The organism is Baekduia alba, assembly GCF_028416635.1.
Lineage (GTDB): Bacteria > Actinomycetota > Thermoleophilia > Solirubrobacterales > Solirubrobacteraceae > Baekduia > Baekduia alba.
This window is the reverse complement of the sequence record NZ_CP114013.1, coordinates 831,300-849,239: the sequence shown is the minus strand read 5'-3', so window position 1 is coordinate 849,239 and position 17,940 is coordinate 831,300. Positions and strand designations below refer to the sequence as shown.

The window sequence follows — 17,940 nt, the reverse complement described above, 5'->3', positions numbered from 1 at the left end:
ACGAGCTTGATCGTGGCGATGATCATGCTTGCCACCACGCAGACGACGATCAGCGCCTGCATCCAGATCCAGAACGGGCTCACGACCTACAGGGTACGGCTACTCGGCCGGGCGCAGCACTTCGAGCATCGTCAAGGCCAGGATCTTGAAGTCCAAGCCCAGGGTCCAGTGCTCGATGTAGTAGTTGTCCCACTCGACGCGGTCGCTCAGGGACGTCTGGCCGCGGAGGCCGTGCACCTGCGCCCAGCCGGTCACGCCGGACTTCACGCGGTGACGGTCGCCGTAGCGGCGGATGTCGGTCTCGAAGAGCTCGACGAACTCGGGCCGCTCCGGGCGCGGGCCCACCAGGCTCATCTCGCCGAGCAGCACGTTGAAGAACTGCGGCAGCTCGTCGAGCGACGTCCGGCGCAGCACGCGCCCGATCCACGTCCGGCGATCGGTGCCCTCGACGCCGCCGGGCGCGCTGTCGACGCCGGGCCTGAAGCCCTCGGCCGCCGGGTCGGGCAGGCGCATCGAGCGGAACTTGAAGAGGTCGAAGACCGTGCCGTCGCGGCCGACGCGGCGCTGGCGGAAGATGACGGGGCCGGGCGAGGACAGCCGCACGGTGATCGCGATCGCGGCCATCAGCGGCGCGAAGGCGAGGATGAGGAGCGCGGCGCCGATGCGGTCGAACGCATGCTTGACCGTGAACTGCCAGCCCTTGGGGTGCACGCTGCGCAGGCCCATGAGCGGCGTGCCGCCCAGCGGCTCGTACGTCGCGCGGTGGTTGAGCGACTCGAACAGGCGCGGGACCAGCGACACCTCGAGCCCCAGCGCCTCGCAGCGGCGCACGAGGTCGACGAGGCGCTCGTCGGGCTCCGACGAGAACGCGATGATCACGTGCTCGGCGCCGGTGAGCTGGGCGATCCAGTCGAGCTCGTCGGGCGAGCCGAGCACCGGGATGCCGGGGCTCTCGTGCGTGCCGAGCTCCATCGGGTCGGCGTCGAGGAAGCCGACGGGCGTCAGCCCGTACTCGGGGTTCTGCTCGAGTCGCCGCGCGAGGCGCATGCCGACGGTGCCGGCGCCCACGATCAGCGTCGGCGCGCCAGCCAGGCCGCGCGTCCGGGCGATCCGCTGGACGCCGAGCAGCGCGACACGCTCGCCGCCGACCGTCAGCATCGACGCGGCCCACAGATGGGCCGTCATCGACGAGAACGAGTCCGCCCCGCCGACGTAGATCTGCATGATCACCACGAACATCGCGGCGATCGAGACCGAGCCGGCGATCGGGATGACGCCGTCGAGGATCGTCGGCCGCAGGCGCCGCTCGTACATGCCGCGGAGCAGCAGCAGGAGCATCACCAGCGGCGGGAAGAGCAGCAGCGGCCAGCCGTCGCCGAGCCAGACGGGCTCGCCTGGCCAGCGCAGCGCCAGCACGAGCGAGCCGGTGAGGCACGCCGCGTCGAGCGCCGGGCGCAGGAAGCGCGACTGCAGCGCGCGGCGCAGGCCGGTGGAATCGTGGCGCGGGCGGAGAAGCGGGACGTCGGGCGCGGTCGCGGTCGCGGGCAGGCCAGGGAGCGGCGCGTGCAAGGGCACGGCTTCCGCGCTGGTGCTGCTGCTGAGCTCGATGCGACTCACGGTGATACCCGACTACTCGGTCTCGTCGGCCTCAACGCACCGAGACTTGAGGAAACGCCGGCGGTTCGCCGGATCCTGGGAGCGTGACCCGCCGGAGCCCGAGCACGGCGAGCACGAGCGCGGTCAGGCCGAGCACGACGAGCAGGACGCCGCCCGCCGAGAGCGGGAAGCCGCCCACTTCGCCGGCGTGGGTCGGGTAGGCGATCACACGCGGCGCGCCGGCGGGCGGGGCCGTGGTGGACGACGCGGAGTGGGTGGTGCTGGTCGACGTGCTGGATCCGGTCTTCGACTGCTTCTTCGACGTGGACGAACTGGAAGACGTCTTGTTGCGGTGTGGCTTACGCGTGATGGTCGACGACGAGCCGGACGCCGAGGACGTGCTGCTGGAGCTCGACGTCGAGTTGGCGGCCGACGACGCGGTCGAAGGCGTCGCGTTGGCGCTCAGGCTGTTCTGCGCCGTCGCGCCGGACGCGCCCGAGTTGTTGTTGCTGCTGCCCCCACCGCCGCCGCCACCACCGACCAGGCCGCCGCCGAGCAGGGTCTGCTCGCCCGCCCCCGGACCGGCGTAGCCGCTGAGCCGCGGGTCGCCCGCGTGCGCGGTCGCGGGGACGGCCGCGAGGGCCACCGAGAGCAGGAACGCGTGGAGCAGTGAGGAGCGGGAGGTCATGGAGAGGACACGCGGCGTGCCTGGGCATCCGCCGCGATCTCCATGGGCATTCCCTGCCGATCCCTGCTTGAACTTCATCCTGGTTCCCCGTCCGCTGGCCGACATCTCCCGCAAGGAGAAGTGTGCCCTGAACGTATCACCGCTCCCTGGTAGTTCGGGGAGGTTCTCGCGGTCTGTTCGAGGACTACAGAGGGTGAGATTTCTCACCCATGAGTGATCGCCTCGCCCTTGGTGAGCAGCCGTGCGTTCAGGACGTCGAGGTCCACGGTGCCGCCCTTGGCGACGATCTCGGCCGCTTCGCGGGTGGTCGGATCGCGCGGCGCGAGGCGCCGGGCGCGGTCCAGCAGGCGGCGTGCGCGCGCCTTGTCGCCCTGCACCGAAGCGATCGCGCCGAGCTCGAGCGTGGCGTACTGGTCGCGCGGGTTGCGGTCGAGCGCGTCCTGGAACGCCGCGCGTGCGCGCGCCAGGTCGCCGTAGCGCAGCGCGATCGAGCCCTTGATCAGCGCCGGGGTGTCGGTGAGCGGGTCGAGGTCGGCCGCGCGATCCAGCCGCGAGTACGCCTCGAAGGGTCGCGAGGCGTACACCTTGCTCGCCTGCTCGACGTCGCGGTCGGCCAGCCACGGTCCGGCGAGGACCAGCGCGCCGAGCACCAGCGCCGCCCCGACCGGCACGAGGACGAACGGGTTGCGGGCCCGCGCCGGGGCCTCGGCGGCGGGCTCCGGCGCGCGTCGCGGCGCCAGCGCGCACGCCAGGCCGAGGAACGCGAACGCGGGCGCGCCGAGGCCCGCCCACTCCCAGAACCAGTCGGTCATGCCGTGCGCGACCCAGTAGACGAAGGCCAGCGTCGCGCCGCCGGCGACCGTCGCCGCCAGCGGGTCGCGCAGCGCGCGCATGCCGCCCCACGCGGCGACCAGCGCGGACGCGAACGCGCCGAGCAGCAGCAGCGCGCCGATGATCCCGGTCTGCTCGAGCGTCCGCAGGGCGAGGTTGTGCGGATAGCGCGGCGTCTCGTAGCTGTCGCCGTGCTGCAGGTAGTCCTGGAAGAAGTTGTCGGCGCCGACGCCGACGATCGGGTGGTCCTCGAAGACGTTGACCGCGACCCGGTAGAAGTCATAGCGGTTGGACCCCAGCCCGGCCGTCAACCGGTTGTCGGAGCCCGTGTTGTCGTCGTAGCCACCCTTGAACGAGTGCCAGGCGCGGTCGACCCGGTGGACCGGGTTGCCGACGGCGACCAGGCCGCCGACCACGCCGATGACCGCGCAGCCCACGACGATCGCGGTCCAGCCGCGCCGGACCCGCGCCGCGAACGCGGGCGCCGGGGGTCGCAGCGTCTCCCAGGCGGCGACCGCGGCGACGACCAGCCCGGCGAGCACCGCCGCGACCAGCACCCAGCGCACGACCGCGTCCGCGGCGGTCAGCTCGGCCGGGACGTTCGGGTGGAAGGCGTCGACGGCGTCGGTCAGGTCGAGGATCTTGGGCAGCGCCACGGCGCCGAGGCCGACGATCGGGACGAACGCCGCGAGCGTGCGCAGCCGGCCGGGGACGATCGCGACCATCACCAGCGCGCAGACGGGCAGCGACAGGACCATCCCGCGGCTCTGGCACAGCAGCGCGACGTCGAGCAGCACGACGCCCAGCGCGGCGGCGATCCCCCGCAGCGCGAACGGGACCCGCGGGCTGGCCACGAATGCCACCGCCGTCCAGAAGGGCATCATGAACGTCGCCGCGTCGGCGTTCGCGTACCCGGCGGGGTCGACGAGGCGCCCGTCGCTGAACAGCGCGCGGGGATCGCTGCCCGCGCCGACCCGGATCAGGGTGACGAGCGCGATCATGCCGACGCCGAACGTCCACAGGCCGATGACCCACGCCGCGGTCGCGGGCCGCTGCGGCCAGAGGGCGAACAGCGCGAACGCGGCCAGGTAGAGCAGCGTGCGGTTCGCGCCCTCCAGCGCGGCGCCCTGGTCGTCGGCCCACGTGATCGAGAGGTAGCTCCAGGCCGTGAACGCGGCCAGCGCCAGCACCGCGATCCGGACCGGGACGGGCTGCGTCCGCCACGCGAACGGCAGGCCGAAGATCGCCACCGCGAGCAGCGCGAGCAGGACGATCGCGCCCGGCGCCCAGCGCGTGAGGGCCTGGCCGCCGTCGAGCGGGATCCAGACGAGGAAGACGGCGACGGCGAGGAGGGTCGGCGCCGTGATCGGCGCCGCGCGCAACCGGCTCAGGAGCACGATCGCCCTAGCCCTTGAGCTTCTTGTTGATGGCCTCGATCGTGGCGTTGAGCCGCTGGCCCGTCTGCTGGACCGCGGTCTTCAACCGGCCCTGCGCGGCGAGGATCGCGCGCGGGTCGTCGCTGTCGATGCGGCTGCGCGCGGTGCGCAGCGCGGCGCCGTAGCCGGCGACCTGGCCGATGAACCGGCTGTGCAGCGTCTCGAAGCCGCTTGGCGGATCGATGGCGCGCAGGTCCTTCACGGTCGTGCCCACAGCGCTCTCATACGCCTCGAGGGTGCGCTGGTCCTGCTTGGCCGAGCTCGTCGGCGTGATCCTGGCGCCGAGCTGCGTGAAGCGCTGCTGCAGCCCTGTCTGCGCCTTGTTCAACGACTTGACGTAGGTGTCGCGGCCGTCGTCGGAGCCGCCGCAGCCGGCGGCCGCGAGAGCGAGGACGAGCGCGATGAGGACGGCCGCACGAGCGAACATGCGGCAGCGACCATAGCGGGCATCATCGACGACCATACGCAGGTGGTCGACGGGACGAAGGCGCTTGGGCCGGCTAAGCCTCTCGCGCGCGCGTGCGCGCGAGGCTCGGGCCGACGGCCTACCCTTCCCTGCGATGGCGCGGCTGCCCGACGGCGAACGTCCCCCCGCCGACGGCGCGCTGCCGCCGACGGCCCTGCACGGCCTCGGCGCCGCCGATCGGCCGTTCGGCGTCTACGTCCACGTGCCGTACTGCGCTGCGCGCTGCGGCTACTGCGACTACAACACCTACATCGGGACCGAGGCGTCGCAGGACGGGTTCGGCGCCGCGGTCCGGGCCGAGCTGGCGCTCGCGCGTGGCGTCCTCGGCGACGCCACGCCGCCCGCCCAGACCGTCTTCGTCGGCGGCGGGACGCCGACGCTCCTGGCGCCCGACGAGCTGGCCCGCATCCTGGACGCGATCCGCGAGCACGTCGGCATCGCGCCCGGCGCCGAGGTCACGACCGAGGCCAACCCGGAGTCGGTCGACCCCGTCGCGCTCGCCGCGCTGCGCGAGGCCGGCTTCACCCGCATCTCGCTTGGCATGCAGAGCGCGGCGCCGCACGTCCTCGAGACGCTCGACCGCCATCACACGCCGGGCCGCGCCGTGGCCGCCGCGCGCGAGGCGCGCGCCGCCGGCTTCGAGCACGTCTCGCTCGACCTCATCTACGGCACCCCGGGCGAGCGCGCGGAGGACTGGCGCGTGTCGCTGGAGACGGCGCTGGAGGCCGAGCCCGACCACGTCTCGGCCTACTCCCTGATCGTCGAGCCCGGCACGAAGCTGGCGGCGCGGGTCCGCCGCGGCGAGCTTCCGGCCCCGGACGACGACGTGCTCGCCGACCGCTACGAGACGACCGAGACCGTCCTCGGCGCCGCCGGCCTGCGCTGGTACGAGGTCGCCAACTGGGCCCGCACCGACGCCGACCGCTGCCGCCACAACCTCGGCTACTGGGCGGGCGGCGACTGGTGGGGCATCGGCCCCGGCGCGCACTCCCACATCGGCGGCGTGCGCTGGTGGAACGTCCTGCACCCATCGCGCTGGATGGCGCTGCTGGCCGAGGGCTCGTCGCCGGCGGCGGGCCGAGAGGAGCCCGACGCGGACGCGACGCGGCTGGAGCACGTGATGCTGGGCGTGCGGCTGAAGGAGGGCCTGGCGCTCGAGGGCCTCAACGGCCACGCGCGCGGCGTCGCGGCGCAGCTCGCCGCGGACGGGCTGCTGCAGGACGACCCGCTGACGCGGGATGGGCGGGCGGTGCTGACGCTGCGGGGGCGGCTGCTGGCGGATCGGGTGACGCTGGCGCTGGCGGGGTGAGGGTGGGCGTCGGCGCCGGTTGGTGTTCAGTGCGGCGCGCGGGTCGTGCTGCGGGGAGTGGTGCGTCCGTCATCAAGGGCGTGCGAGTGTGGTGGCGGCGCTCCACGCGGTCGGTGTGGCTCGACCTCGTGGCAGCGCGGCGGGCGAGTTCGGGGCCGAATCGTCGGGTCAGGCGCTATGGATCGCGTGAAGTCCGCGTAAGTCGCGGACTTGACGCGATCGAGCACCATTCGGCCCCGAACCGCCCGCCCCGGAGCACGACCACCGACGAGCCACACCGATCCCGGTCGCGCCGCCAACACGCCTTCACGCCCTTGATGAGGAACGAACCACGCGCCGCAGCACCACACGCGCGCCGTACTGGTGACCAACCAACGCCCGCGCCCGCGCCCGCGCCCGCGCCCAGCCCTCACCCCACGTCCCGCGCCGCTTCCCCCACCAGCCGCTCCACCAGCACGCAGTCGCGCCACGCCCCGTCCAGCTGCCCGTGATGTCGTTGGATGCCCACGATCGTGAAGCCGCTGGTGCGGTGCAGCTCGATCGAGGCGGTGTTGGTCGAGAAGATCCGGGAGGTCAGCTTGTACAGCCCGATCTCCTCCGCGGCGACGGCCAAGGCCTCCAACAACGCGTGGCCGACCCCGAGGCGGCGGGCGTCGGACCCGACGTAGACGGCGTGCTCGCCGATGCCGGAGTAGACCTCGCGCTCGGAGTAGGGGCCGATCCGGCCGAAGCCGACCACGCGGCCCTCGTGCTCGGCGACGAGCACCGGGAGCGCGCGGACCGTCCACCCCGCGACCTCCGCGGTGCCACGCGGCCGCGTCTCGAACGTGGCCTGGCGCTCGGCGATCCCCTCGTTGTAGATCGTCGCGATGCGTGCGGCGTCGCCGGGATCGGCGCGGCGGATGGTGATGGACTTGCTCGCGGGCGGCAGGTCCCGAAGTCTACGACGCGTACAACCCGTGGAACCCGAACGGGATGTGGTGCGGCACGCGCGCGCGGGCGATCTCGCGCAGGTCGCGCGCGTCGAGCACCAGCAGGTAGGACGTGCGCGCCGGCGCGTCGAGGACGACCGAGAGCAGGACGCCGTCGTCCTCGCCGCGTCCGCCGCCCGGTCGCCGGACGAACACCGGCTCGCCCGGATACGCGCCCCGCTCGTCCCAGTGCGTCAGCCGCTCGGCCTTGATGTCCAACTTGCTGATGCGGTCGATGAAGCCGCTGCGCGCCGGGTCCTTCACGCCCACGCCGTAGGCATAGCGGTACTCGCGTGCGTTCATGCGGTCGTAGTCGGTGCGCGGCAGCTCGAAGTTGCCCTCGGCGAGGTCGCGCACCTCGGCCTTGCCCGACGCCGGGTCCAGGGTCAGCCGCCGCGGCGTCGCCTGCGGGACCCGCACGCCCGCCCGCCGCAGGTTCTTGAGGTACAACGCCTGGACGATCCCGTCGTCGTGGTGCGCGCAGACGTCGACCACGACGCGGCCGCGCGCGTCCTCGAACGCGTTGATGTTGTGGAACACGAAGAATGGGTCGACCTCGATCGTCGCCGCCACCCCGCCGCGCGCGCGGTCGACCAGCACGACGCGCGACGGCTGCCGCGCGTCCCACGCGAAGTTCGTCACGATCGGCCCGCGCTGCGGCGACAGGAACTTCGTGAGGTCGAAGCCGAAGGGCTGCGTGAAGACCGCGACGTAGCGCGGCGTGAGCGCGAACGAGTGCAGGTAGCCCGGGCGGTCCTGCGGGACGAACGCCAGCTCGCGGCGCGTGCCGTCCCGCCCTTGCACCAGGACGCGCAGCCCCGACGGGGGCACGAGCTCCAGCTCGTAGGAGAAGCGCTGGCCGGTCCGGGGGTCGTGGTGCGGATGCGCGGTCCCGAGCCGGCCGTTGGGCGCGGCCTCGGCGTCGGCGCCCAGGGTCTTGAGCGACCGCGGGTCGAAGCGCACCGGCACCGGCAGCTCGGTCAGCGCCCGGAAACGCGTGCCGAGGCGCTCGATCGAGACGTTGGCGTTCGGGACCGTCCCCAGCACCGGCAGCGTCGTGACGCCGCTGAAGATCGCGCGGCACGGGTCCGTCCCGAACTCCGAGTACTTCATCTTGCCCGTGCGCTTCCAGGCGTCGTGCTGGCTGGAGCGCAGGAAGCGGTTGGCGTAGGAGACGCGCCCGTCGCCGAACGCGAAGCCGTGCAGCATCGCCAGCCCGTCGAACCAGTGGTTGAGCTGCTGCTCGCCGATCTCGAACAGCGCCGGGCCGTTGCGGACCAGGACGCCGTTGAGCCAGCGGGGCAGCGCGCCGTCGACGTGGAGGGCGGGTACCCGCACCTCGGACGTCAAGGACCGGAACCCGGTGGCATAGGGCGCGGCGGTCGCGGCGCCCGCGGGCGCCGTTCCCAGGTAGGCACCGCCCACGACGGCGGCCGCGCCCAGGCGCGCGCCGTCCTGCAACAGCTCTCTCCGGGTCCGCGCCATGGGGGCCGACCCTAACCGCAGGTACGGCCTCCCGCACCCCCTGGTGCGGCCAGCAGGCCAAGTCGCCCCCGTGAGACCACACTGATACTGGAAAGCCGGAGACCCGCGCCTAGGTTCGGCCCATGACTCCGGTGCAGCTCTCCAGCCCCACCTTCGCCGCCCCCGTCCGCGTCGCCGACATGAGCGACGCCGCCCTCGCCCAGCGCCTCGCCGACGGCGACCGCGGAGCCCTCGACGCCGTGTACCGCCGCCACGCGCCGGCGCTGCGGCGCTACGCCCACCGCTACGTCGACGCCACGCTCGCCGAGGACGCCGTCCACGACGCGATCGCCCGCACGCACATGGCGCTGCTCGGCCGCGGCCGCGTCGTCGAGCTGCGCCCGTGGCTCTTCCGCTGCGTCCGCAACGCCTGCCTCTCCGAGCTCGACCGCGCCGCGAACCGCCGCTGCGACGAGCTCGGCCCCGAGCCGATCGCCGCGGGCGGCGCCGACTGCTCCGACGTCGCCGCGCGCAACGAGCACCTGCGCTCCGCGCTGGCGCGCATGGGCGAGCTGCCGCCGCGCCAGCGCGAGGCGCTCGCCCTCCGCGCGCTCGACGGCGCCGGCTACGACGAGCTCGCCGCGCACTTCACCCTGAGCGAGAACGCCGCGGTCCAGCTCGTCCACCGTGCCCGCCGCAACCTGACCGCGCTGGTGGCGGTCGCCTAGCCCATGCGGGACTCCCTGCCCCACAGCTACGACCACGCGTGGCTGCTTGCCCAGATCGTCGACGGGTACTACCGGACCGAGATGGCTTCCGCCCGCTCCGACGACGACCCCGACACCCGCGAGCTCAAGCTCCAGCAGGCCGGGCGCGCCCGCGATGAGTCGCGCTTCGCCCGCGAGGCCGAGCAGCCCGCCGAGGAGCGCGCGCACCGGCGCCGGTCCGAGAAGGCCGCGTACCTCTCCGACAAGCTCGCCGAGGCCGAGCGCGCCGAGAAGGGCTAGGGCGTCGCCGGCGCCGTCGACGACGGTGCCGAGGACGAGCCCGGCGTCGCGGTCGTGGTCGCCTGTGGCGCCGCGGTCGACGGTGCGGGCGTCGCGGTCGACGGCGCCGGCGTGGCGCGCGACGGCGCCGGCTGGTCGGTGGTGGTCGTCGGCGTCGTCCTGCTCTTGGTCGTGGACGTCGTCGTCGTCGTCGTGGTCGACGTCGTCGACGTCTTGTGGCCCCGGTGGCGCCCGCCGAAGATCGTCGTGGCGTTGTCGGAGTGACGGCCGAGCGACTGGCCGGCGATCAGCTCCGGCACCGTGAAGACCACGACGCAGATGACGAAGCCGAGCAGGCCGGTGAGGACCGCCACCCGCCAGCGCAGGCGGCTCGAGCGCGTCGAGTAGACGTTGACCGCGCTGTGCTCGGTGGCCACGACCGGCGGCAGGACGACGTGCGGCGCGTCGGGATCGACGACCGGCGCGTCGTCCGCAGGCGCGGGGATCGCGCCGGGGTCCGGGACCAGACCGGGCTCGTCGGCGCCCGTCCGGGTCCACCGCGAGGGCGCGGCGACGTTCGCGACGACCTCGGTCGGCTTGCGCAGGCCCTCCTTGACGAGCGCGACGATGACAGGGGACATCGCCGCGCTGAAGAGCGTGCCGGCTGCCCAGATCTTGGACGTCACGTACGCGGCGGTGGCCGAGGCGATCGCGCTGAGGAACAGCGTCGTCAGCTCGATCCCACTCGACCCGCCCGTCGTCTCCTGCGGCGGGGATCCCGAGGCCATCGGCGTCCGACGCTAGCGAACGCGGACGCGCCCGGACCCCCGGGGCGGCGTCAGCCTTCGGCCGTGCGCTTCAGCCCGTCGGCAGCGTTGCCGAGCAGGAAGTCACGCACCTGACCCTCGACCGGCCCGCGGATGAGCATGCCCAGCATGCGGCCCGGATCGACCTCCAGCGCGTAGGTCGCGCGGGTGCGGTCGCCGCCCAGGTCCTCGAGCGCCCAGTGGCCGTCGAGCGCCTTGACGTCGCCCTTCTCCTGGCGCCAGCGGATCTCCGTGGGCGAGTTGTAGGTGAAACTCAGCTTGGTCTTCACCGTCTTGACCTTGGCGTCGTTGACGGTGTCGACCAGCGAGGCCCGACCCTCCGCGTCGCGCTCCAGGATCTCGACGTCCTTCAGCGACCCCTGCCAGTCCGGCGCGTTCTCGATGTCGGCCGCGATGTCGAACACGCGCTGGATCGGCGCGTCGATCTCGACGGACCGCTCTCCGGTGATGTTGCCCATGCGCGGACCGTACCCGAACTCAGACGTAGTTCCGGGCGGCGCGCGCGGCCGACGCGCCGTAGCCGCCGCCGAACAGGACGGCGTGGACCAGGAGCGGGAGCAGCTGGTAGAGCGCGACGCGTTGTTGGTGTCCTTCGGCCCGCGGCCAGACCTCGTCATAGTTGTCATAGAACTCGGCCGACGGCGCGCCGAAGAGCGACAACATCGCGAGGTCGACCTCCCGATGGCCGCCGTAGGCCGCGGGGTCGATCAGGTACGGCCGGCCGTCAGCCGCGGCATGGACGTTGCCGGACCACAGGTCGCCATGGAGCCGCGCGGGCGGCTCCACCGGACCGGCGAGATCGTCGATGCGCTCCGCGACGGCCGCGACCGCCCGGACGCCGGCGCCGTCGAGCGCCCCGCGCTCCGCCGCCATCCGGGCCAGCGGGAGCAGCCGCGACTCCGCGTAGAACGCCGGCCACTCGGGACGCGGCGCGTTGGGCAGCGTGAGCGGACCGAGGACGTAGGCGCCGCGCCCGCCCGGCAGCGCGCCGGCGAGCTCGGCGCCGGCGCGGTGCACCGCCGCCAGCCCGCGACCCAGCGCCGCCTCGTCGGCGCGACCGCCGCCGTCGACCCATGCCAGGGCGATCCACCGGTCGGGATCGACCGCGAGCACCTCCGGCACCGGGAGGCCGTCCTCGACGGCGCCGAGCCAGCGCAGGCCCGCGGCCTCCGCCGCATACGCGCCCGGCGCGGCGTCGTCGGCGGTCTTGACGAACACCGCGGTGCCGTCGCCCAGCGTCGCGCGGAAGGCGCGGTTGAGGTCGCCGCCGGCGATCGGCGCCAGGCCGGCGACCTCCTGGCCCAGCGCGACGGCGAGCGCCTCCTTCACGAGGCGACGCGGCCCTCCGCACGCAAGGCGGACAACAACCCGTCGCAGGCCGCCGCGATCAGGTCGAGCACGTCCTCGAAGCCCTGCTCCCCGCCGTAGTACGGGTCTGGGACGTCGAGGTCGCCGGCCGCGACCGCCGCGGCGTCGTAGGACCGCAGCAGCACGACCTTCTCCGCGGCCGCCGCGTCGGGCGCGACCCGGCGCAGCGCCGCGACGTTCTCGGCGTCGGCGGCGAGCAGCAGGTCGTAGTCCTCGAAGTCCGCGGCGGTCACCTGACGCGCCGCGCCCTCCAGGACGATGCCGCGCGCCTGCGCGGCGGCGGTCGAGCGCCGGTCCGGCGGGTTGCCGACGTGCCACGCGCCGGTGCCGGCAGAGTCGATCGTGACCTCGCCGTCCAGGCCCTCGCGCGCGACGACCGCGCGCATCACGGCCTCGGCGGTCGGCGACCGGCAGATGTTCCCCATGCAGACGAAGAGCAGACGCATCGCCGCCTATCATCGCGAACGCGTGACACGGCACCTCGTCTGCCTGACCTTCGACTTCGACACGTCCGCCGGGATGATCGCCCGGGGGCTGACCAGCCCCACGCCGGTCTCGCGCGGCGAGTTCGGCGCCGTCGCCGCGCCGCGGATCCTGCGGCTGCTGGAGCGCCGCGGCCTCGCGTCGACCTGGTTCGTCCCCGGCTACACCGCCGCGACCTACCCGGACGCGGTCCGCGCGGTCGCGGCCGCCGGCCACGAGATCGGCAACCACGGCTGGTCGCACGTCCCGCCCGCGCAGCTCGCGCCCGCCGACGAGGAGCGCGAGCTGGTCGAGGCCAGCGCGCTGCTCGAAGACCTCAGCGGCCGCGCGCCGCGCGGCTACCGCTCGCCGTCGTGGGACCTCAGCCCGGTGACGATCGAGCTGCTCGAGCGCCACGGCTTCGCCTACGACAGCAGCATGATGGGCAACGACTTCACGCCCTACCCCGCGCGCGTCGGCGACCGCGTCGCGCTCGGCGAGCCGCTGCGCCCCGGCCGCGCGTCGGCCGTCGCCGAGCTCCCGGTCAGCTGGGCGCTGGACGACTTCCCGCACCTCGAGTACCTCAAGACGCCCGACGGCGTGCAGCTGCCGACGTTCTCGCCGAGCACGCTGTTCGACAACGCGCTCGGCGACTTCACCTGGATGCAGCGCGAGCTCGACCGCGGCGTCCTGACGATCACCATGCACCCCTACATCATCGGGCGCGGACATCGGCTGCTCGCCCTCGAGGCGTTCGTCGACGCGCTGGTGGGACGCGGCGCCCGCTTCGTCACCGCGGAGGCCGCCGTCGCGGCCTGGCAGAACCGCTGAGCCCATAGGCTCCAGGCCCATGCCCGGCCCCACGCCGCTGATCACCGCCCTGCGCGTCCGCTTCGTCGAGTGCGATATGCAGGGCCACGTCTTCAACGGGCACTACCTCATGTACTTCGACCTCGCGCACACCGAGGCGCTACGGTCGGCGTCCGGGCTCACCTACCCCGAGCTCGTCCAGGCCCACGGCGTGGACTTCGTGGTCGCCGAGTCGGGCGTGCGCTACCTCGCGCCGGCCTACTACGACGACCTCCTGGAGATCGCGGTCACCTTCGAGCCGCTGACGGCGTCGTCGCTGACCAGCCGCTTCGCCGTCGTCCGCGACGGGGACCCGATCGCGACCGGCTTCCTGCGCCACGTCTGCGTCGACAGCAAGAACTACAAGAAGACGGCCTGGCCGGACGCCTTCCGCGGCGTGCTGGAGCCGTACATCGGCGAGCCGGCGTCGTCGTAGGGTGTCGGCATGCCCTACGTGCCCGCCGACGACCGCTACGACCAGATCGCCTATCGCCGCAGCGGCCGCTCCGGCCTGAAGCTGCCGGCGATCTCGCTCGGCCTCTGGCACAACTTCGGCGACGACCGCACGCTGGACTCCCAGCGCGCGATCGTCCGCCGCGCGTTCGACCGCGGGATCACCCACTTCGACCTGGCCAACAACTACGGCCCGCCGCCGGGCAGCGCCGAGACGAACTTCGGCACGCTGCTGAAGACCGACCTGAAGCCCTACCGCGACGAGCTCGTCGTCTCGACCAAGGCCGGCTACGACATGTGGCCCGGCCCCTACGGCGAGTGGGGCTCGCGCAAGTACCTCATGTCGAGCCTCGACCAGTCCCTGACCCGCATGGGCCTGGACTACGTCGACGTCTTCTACAGCCACCGCTTCGACCCCGACACGCCGCTGTACGAGACGTGCTCGGCGCTCGACGCCGCCGTCCGGCAGGGCAAGACGCAGTACGTCGGGATCTCGTCCTACTCCGGCCAGCGCACCGAGGAGGCGGCCCAGATCCTGCGCGACCTCGGCACGCCGGTGCTGATCCACCAGCCGTCCTACAGCCTGCTCAACCGCTGGATCGAGGAGGACCTGCTCGACGTCCTCGAGCGCGAGGGCATCGGCTGCATCGCGTTCTCGCCGCTGGCCCAGGGCATGCTCACCGACAAGTACCTCGGCGGCAACGTCCCGGCCGGCTCGCGCGCGGCGGAGGGCCGGTTCCTCACCGCCGACATGCTCACGCCCGACGCGCTGGCCCACATCGAGGCGCTGAACCGGATGGCCCGGGACCGCGGCCAGTCGCTCGCCCAGATGGCGGTCGCGTGGACGCTGCGCGACCCGCGCGTCACCTCGGCGCTCATCGGCGCGTCGTCGGTCGCGCAGCTCGACGAGAACCTCGCGGCCCTCGACAACCTCGAGTTCACCGACGACGAGCTGGCCCAGATCGACCGCCACGCGGTGGACGCCGGCATCAACATCTGGTCGCAGTCGTCGGCCGGCTGAAGCCTGGCGCGTTCACATTTGCGAAACGCCGAGGTGCGGCGGACCGTACCTGCGTTCGGGAGCCACCTCGGCTGCCCGGCGCCTAGGCGAAGTGGAGGATGCGCCCATGCAGTCGCACGCGCATCACATCCAGGCCATCTTGGCTCGGGAGCTGGACCTCCACGCTCGTCAGGTGCAGCTCGTCCGCGCCAGCCTGCTGTCCGTGCCGCCGCGCAGCTCGGGGATTGCTGCCGGCGGTCGCGTGCAGGCGCGGGCCTCCCGCTGAGCCGGCCTAGGCTGAACGGACTCCGAGTTGTGCCGACGGGTGTGGCTCATCGGGGCTCCATCTTTTTGGCACCGTAGACGAGCTCGGCCGGGCAGCGCCCGGCCGTGTGTCGTCCGTGGTGATCTCGCTCGTAGTTGTATTCGTTGATGTAGGTGTTGAGGTGGCGGCGTAGGCCGGTGAAGCGGACCTGTAAGAAGCGGGCGAAGGCCGGTCGCCAGCACTCTTCCAGGACGGTGCGGTGTAGGCGTTCGACGTGGCCGTTGGTCTGTGGGCGTCCGGAGCGGGTCTGGGTGTGAGCGACGCCGTCGGGCAGGGCCGCGGCGAAGGCGCGCCGGCCGAATTCGTTGCCGTTGTCGGTCAGGACCCGCTCCAGTTGCCAGCCGGCGGCCGAGAGCTCTTTGGCGATGCGGTGGGCGAGTTTTGAGGTGTGTTCGACGGTCGGCCCGCTCGGTGGGCAGACGACCAGGTCGGCCCAGGCAAAGGAGCTGTAGGTGTCGCAGGCGGTGATCTGCCAGACCGGGCCGGCGCTGCCATGCAGGCGCCCGACAAAGAAGCAGTCGATGCCGACCAGCTCGCCGGGACGGTTGCTGTCGATGTGGGGCTCGGGCTCGGGCTCGCGCGGCGGCTCAAACGGAGCGCGGTAGCCGGCGACCAACGCCAGGCGCTTAGCCCGCGTGTTCAGGCCGTGGCGAACCAGGGTCTTGTAGACGCCGTTGGGCGAGACGATCAGCCCGCCCCACTGCGGTCGGGCCAGGCGCGTAGCGATCCGCCGCGGGCCGAGCCCGGGATGGCCCAGCGCGAAGGCGACGATCCGTTGTTCGACCATCGGCGAGAGCTGGTTGGGCATCTGCGGCGAGCGTCGTTCTCGGGGCCGCAGCATCTCGAGGCCGGACTTCTGGACCTGCTGCTTCCAGCGGTAGTAGGTCGAACGATGAACACCCATCAGACGGCAGGCCTCTGAGACTCCGCGCTCAGCGGCCAGCGAGAACAGCTGCAGGCGATAGCCGAACAGCACGTCATCCTTGGTCATGCGACTCCTCGACTCCTTGGTTTGGCGACTTCGGAGCCTGAGTCGCAACCCGGACGGGCCCGCCTTCGGCGGGCCCGTCTGAGGTCAAGGCATAGATCTCAAACGACAGACAACTGTCGCGAGAACATGGAGTCTGTTCAGCCTAGGCGTTGACGACGCGCCTGGCCGGCGCGGCGTCCGCGACGGCATAGCTGCCGGCAGCGACGACGGCGCCGACGACGGCCACGGACGGCCAGGCGCCGATGCTGTGCGCCAGCACGTGGGACCCGGCGAAGGCCGCGAGGTAGAGCCCGACCAGCCCTGCCGCGCGGCCGGCGCCGACCCGCTCGCGCCAGCGCAGGGCGCACCAGCCGCAGCCCGTGGCCAGGACGACGCCGCCGAGCGGCCGGACCCCGGTGGCCTGCGCGACCGCGAAGCCGAGGGCCAGCGAGCCGGCGGCAACGGGCCAGGTGGGCCAGGCGGACGTGCGCGACAGCATGGCCTGCACGGTACCGAGCGCCGCGCGCAGGCCCCGCGCCGCCGCGCCGCGCAGAGGCACCGGCCGGCACCGCCGGCGTCAGTTCAGGCGCGACAGCAGCCGCTGGTGCATCGCCGTCTGCCCCGCGCGCGAGCCCTCGTCGACCGGCAGCGCGAGCAGCAGCGCGCTGGCCCCGAGGCTCCGCGTCAGGTCGCCGGAGCGCTCCGCGGCGACGGTCACGTGGCGCAGCACGACGCCGGTCGCCTCGTGCGCGCAGCGCCAGGCCAGGTCGACGTCGAGCGTGCGCGGGTCGACCAGCGCGTCGGGCTGCCCGGGGTCGACGACCGCCACCGGCGCCAGCTCGCGGTGTCCGAGGTAGAGCTTCATGTCGTGGCCGACGAGCGCGGTCTGCCACCCCACGCGCTGGCCCAGCGCGCCGAGCGCCACGGCAACGCCTACAGGATGCCCCTTGCCCTCGCGCAGGATCTCCGGCAGCAGGTAGCGGCCGTCGCGCCGGGGGCGCAGCGCCCGGACCGCCAGCACGCGCAGCGCCTCGAGCTGCGCGAGCGGCTCGCTCACGTCGGGCAGGGCGCGGGCCAGCACGGCAAGCGAGCGCCGCGCCGCGTCCACCCCGCCGCCGGCGCCGAGCTCGACCGCGAGCTCCATCGCCAGCGCCTCCTGCGGCGGGCACTGCTGCCCGGCCAACCGCGCGAAGTCGCTCATCAGCGGCGCGAGTAGAACTCGACGATCAGCTGCTCCTCGATCGGCGACGGGATCTCCCGCCGCTCGGGGAGGCGCAGCACCTTGCCGCTCAGCCCGTCGAAGTCGGTCTGGAGCCACGCCCCGACGCCGGCGGTCAGCTCGGTCGCCTCGCGGACGAGCGGCTCGACCGGCGCGTTCTCGCGCAGCGTGATGACCTGCCCCGGCTTGACCGCGTAGGACGCGATGTCGACGCGCCGCCCGTCGACCAGGATGTGCCCGTGGCCGACGAACTGCCGCGCCTGCGCGCGGGTCGAGGCGAAGCCCAGCCGGTAGATCACGTTGTCGAGGCGGCGCTCGAGCGCGATCAACAGCTCCTCGCCGGTCAGGCCGGCGCGGCGCTCGGCGGCCTCGACGTAGCGGCGGAACTGGCGCTCGCGGACGCCGTAGTAGCGCTTGGCCAGCTGCTTGGCCCGCAGCTGCGTGCTGAAGACCGACGGCTTGTTCGGGCGGCGGTTGCCGTGCTGGCCGGGCGGGAGCGGGCCGCGCCGGGTCAGCGCCGACTTGCCGTTGATCGCCCGCAGGCCCTTCAGGTACAGCTCGACGCCTTCGCGTCGCGAGAGCCGCTCGACCGGCCCCGTGTAGCGTCCCACTCGCATCTCCTACTCGCACGGTTGGCTTTGACTTAGGGGACCCTAACACAGCGTCGGGCGGCGGGGCGGTGGCTGCTGCTCGGCTGGCTGGTGGCGAGGCTGGTCCGCC

At 73.1% G+C, this 17,940-nt stretch carries 21 protein-coding genes; 7 read left to right on the top strand and 14 right to left on the bottom strand.

What is annotated here, in order from left to right; all coding sequences use genetic code 11:
* Positions 1–99 precede the first annotated feature (99 nt).
* The 4 genes from DSM104299_RS04115 to DSM104299_RS04100 all read right to left on the bottom strand — a co-directional run bounded on the left by DSM104299_RS04115 (position 100) and on the right by DSM104299_RS04100 (position 4,978).
* Positions 100–1,617, bottom strand: a complete 1,518-nt coding sequence (locus DSM104299_RS04115) for an exopolysaccharide biosynthesis polyprenyl glycosylphosphotransferase (protein ID WP_272476023.1) — start codon at positions 1,615–1,617, stop codon at positions 100–102.
* Between the two features lie 31 nt (positions 1,618–1,648).
* Complete coding sequence (locus DSM104299_RS04110; RefSeq protein ID WP_272476022.1) at positions 1,649–2,284, bottom strand: hypothetical protein; 636 nt, start codon at positions 2,282–2,284, stop codon at positions 1,649–1,651.
* A gap of 203 nt (positions 2,285–2,487) precedes the next feature.
* Positions 2,488–4,512 (bottom strand): O-antigen ligase family protein, encoded by a 2,025-nt coding sequence (locus tag DSM104299_RS04105; protein WP_272476021.1) that lies wholly within the window; start codon positions 4,510–4,512, stop codon positions 2,488–2,490.
* 7 nt (positions 4,513–4,519) lie between these two features.
* Positions 4,520–4,978: a hypothetical protein gene (locus DSM104299_RS04100; RefSeq protein WP_272476020.1), complete on the bottom strand. Its 459-nt coding sequence runs from the start codon at positions 4,976–4,978 to the stop codon at positions 4,520–4,522.
* A 133-nt stretch (positions 4,979–5,111) separates the two neighbouring features.
* Between DSM104299_RS04100 and hemW the strand changes: the two genes are divergently transcribed.
* Positions 5,112–6,326, top strand: coding sequence for a radical SAM family heme chaperone HemW (gene hemW / locus DSM104299_RS04095; RefSeq protein WP_272476019.1), 1,215 nt, complete (start codon positions 5,112–5,114; stop codon positions 6,324–6,326).
* A gap of 409 nt (positions 6,327–6,735) precedes the next feature.
* On the opposite strand, the gene DSM104299_RS04090 is transcribed toward hemW, so the two are convergent.
* On the bottom strand, positions 6,736–7,230 hold the full coding sequence (locus DSM104299_RS04090; protein WP_272478072.1) for an arsinothricin resistance N-acetyltransferase ArsN1 family A: 495 nt from the start codon (positions 7,228–7,230) through the stop codon (positions 6,736–6,738).
* A 37-nt stretch (positions 7,231–7,267) separates the two neighbouring features.
* Positions 7,268–8,782, bottom strand: coding sequence for a carotenoid oxygenase family protein (locus tag DSM104299_RS04085; RefSeq protein WP_272476018.1), 1,515 nt, complete (start codon positions 8,780–8,782; stop codon positions 7,268–7,270).
* 122 nt (positions 8,783–8,904) lie between these two features.
* Between DSM104299_RS04085 and DSM104299_RS04080 the strand changes: the two genes are divergently transcribed.
* A complete protein-coding gene (locus DSM104299_RS04080; RefSeq protein ID WP_272476017.1) occupies positions 8,905–9,489 on the top strand; it encodes an RNA polymerase sigma factor in 585 nt (194 codons plus the stop codon).
* 3 nt (positions 9,490–9,492) lie between these two features.
* On the top strand, positions 9,493–9,768 hold the full coding sequence (locus DSM104299_RS04075; RefSeq protein WP_272476016.1) for a hypothetical protein: 276 nt from the start codon (positions 9,493–9,495) through the stop codon (positions 9,766–9,768).
* Here DSM104299_RS04075 and DSM104299_RS04070 read toward each other — a convergent pair.
* The 4 genes from DSM104299_RS04070 to DSM104299_RS04055 are packed head-to-tail and all read right to left on the bottom strand — an operon-like array spanning position 9,765 to position 12,388.
* On the bottom strand, positions 9,765–10,535 hold the full coding sequence (locus DSM104299_RS04070; RefSeq protein ID WP_272476015.1) for a hypothetical protein: 771 nt from the start codon (positions 10,533–10,535) through the stop codon (positions 9,765–9,767). The two genes, DSM104299_RS04075 and DSM104299_RS04070, sit on opposite strands and share 4 nt — an antisense overlap.
* Positions 10,536–10,585: 50 nt before the next feature.
* A complete protein-coding gene (locus tag DSM104299_RS04065; protein WP_272476014.1) occupies positions 10,586–11,032 on the bottom strand; it encodes a type II toxin-antitoxin system RatA family toxin in 447 nt (148 codons plus the stop codon).
* A 19-nt stretch (positions 11,033–11,051) separates the two neighbouring features.
* The gene (locus DSM104299_RS04060) at positions 11,052–11,903 is read right to left on the bottom strand and encodes a fructosamine kinase family protein (RefSeq protein ID WP_272476013.1); all 852 of its coding nucleotides are present in this window, start codon (positions 11,901–11,903) and stop codon (positions 11,052–11,054) included.
* A complete protein-coding gene (locus DSM104299_RS04055) occupies positions 11,900–12,388 on the bottom strand; it encodes a low molecular weight protein-tyrosine-phosphatase (RefSeq protein WP_272476012.1) in 489 nt (162 codons plus the stop codon). The genes DSM104299_RS04060 and DSM104299_RS04055 overlap by 4 nt, the downstream gene beginning before the upstream one ends.
* 22 nt (positions 12,389–12,410) lie before the next feature.
* Between DSM104299_RS04055 and DSM104299_RS04050 the strand changes: the two genes are divergently transcribed.
* The 4 genes from DSM104299_RS04050 (at position 12,411) to DSM104299_RS04035 (ending at position 14,992) form a co-directional block, all read left to right on the top strand.
* Positions 12,411–13,235 carry a polysaccharide deacetylase family protein gene (locus tag DSM104299_RS04050; protein ID WP_272476011.1) on the top strand — a complete coding sequence of 275 codons (825 nt, stop codon included), beginning with the start codon at positions 12,411–12,413 and terminating at the stop codon, positions 13,233–13,235.
* 19 nt (positions 13,236–13,254) lie between these two features.
* A complete protein-coding gene (locus DSM104299_RS04045; RefSeq protein ID WP_272476010.1) occupies positions 13,255–13,689 on the top strand; it encodes an acyl-CoA thioesterase in 435 nt (144 codons plus the stop codon).
* A gap of 9 nt (positions 13,690–13,698) precedes the next feature.
* Positions 13,699–14,727: an L-glyceraldehyde 3-phosphate reductase gene (gene mgrA, locus DSM104299_RS04040; RefSeq protein WP_272476009.1), complete on the top strand. Its 1,029-nt coding sequence runs from the start codon at positions 13,699–13,701 to the stop codon at positions 14,725–14,727.
* A 106-nt stretch (positions 14,728–14,833) separates the two neighbouring features.
* On the top strand, positions 14,834–14,992 hold the full coding sequence (locus tag DSM104299_RS04035) for a hypothetical protein (protein ID WP_272476008.1): 159 nt from the start codon (positions 14,834–14,836) through the stop codon (positions 14,990–14,992).
* Between the two features lie 46 nt (positions 14,993–15,038).
* Here the strand turns inward: DSM104299_RS04035 and DSM104299_RS04030 are convergent, their stop codons facing one another.
* From DSM104299_RS04030 to rpsD, 4 genes are all read right to left on the bottom strand, one after another.
* Positions 15,039–16,022 (bottom strand): helix-turn-helix domain-containing protein, encoded by a 984-nt coding sequence (locus DSM104299_RS04030; protein ID WP_272472513.1) that lies wholly within the window; start codon positions 16,020–16,022, stop codon positions 15,039–15,041.
* Between the two features lie 142 nt (positions 16,023–16,164).
* Positions 16,165–16,500, bottom strand: a complete 336-nt coding sequence (locus DSM104299_RS04025) for a hypothetical protein (RefSeq protein ID WP_272476007.1) — start codon at positions 16,498–16,500, stop codon at positions 16,165–16,167.
* Positions 16,501–16,578: 78 nt separating this feature from the next.
* Positions 16,579–17,202: a hypothetical protein gene (locus DSM104299_RS04020; protein WP_272476006.1), complete on the bottom strand. Its 624-nt coding sequence runs from the start codon at positions 17,200–17,202 to the stop codon at positions 16,579–16,581.
* Entirely contained in the window at positions 17,202–17,831 is a 630-nt protein-coding gene (rpsD, locus tag DSM104299_RS04015; protein ID WP_272476005.1) for a 30S ribosomal protein S4, read from the bottom strand. Before rpsD ends, DSM104299_RS04020 begins: the two co-directional genes overlap by 1 nt.
* Positions 17,832–17,940 lie beyond the last annotated feature (109 nt).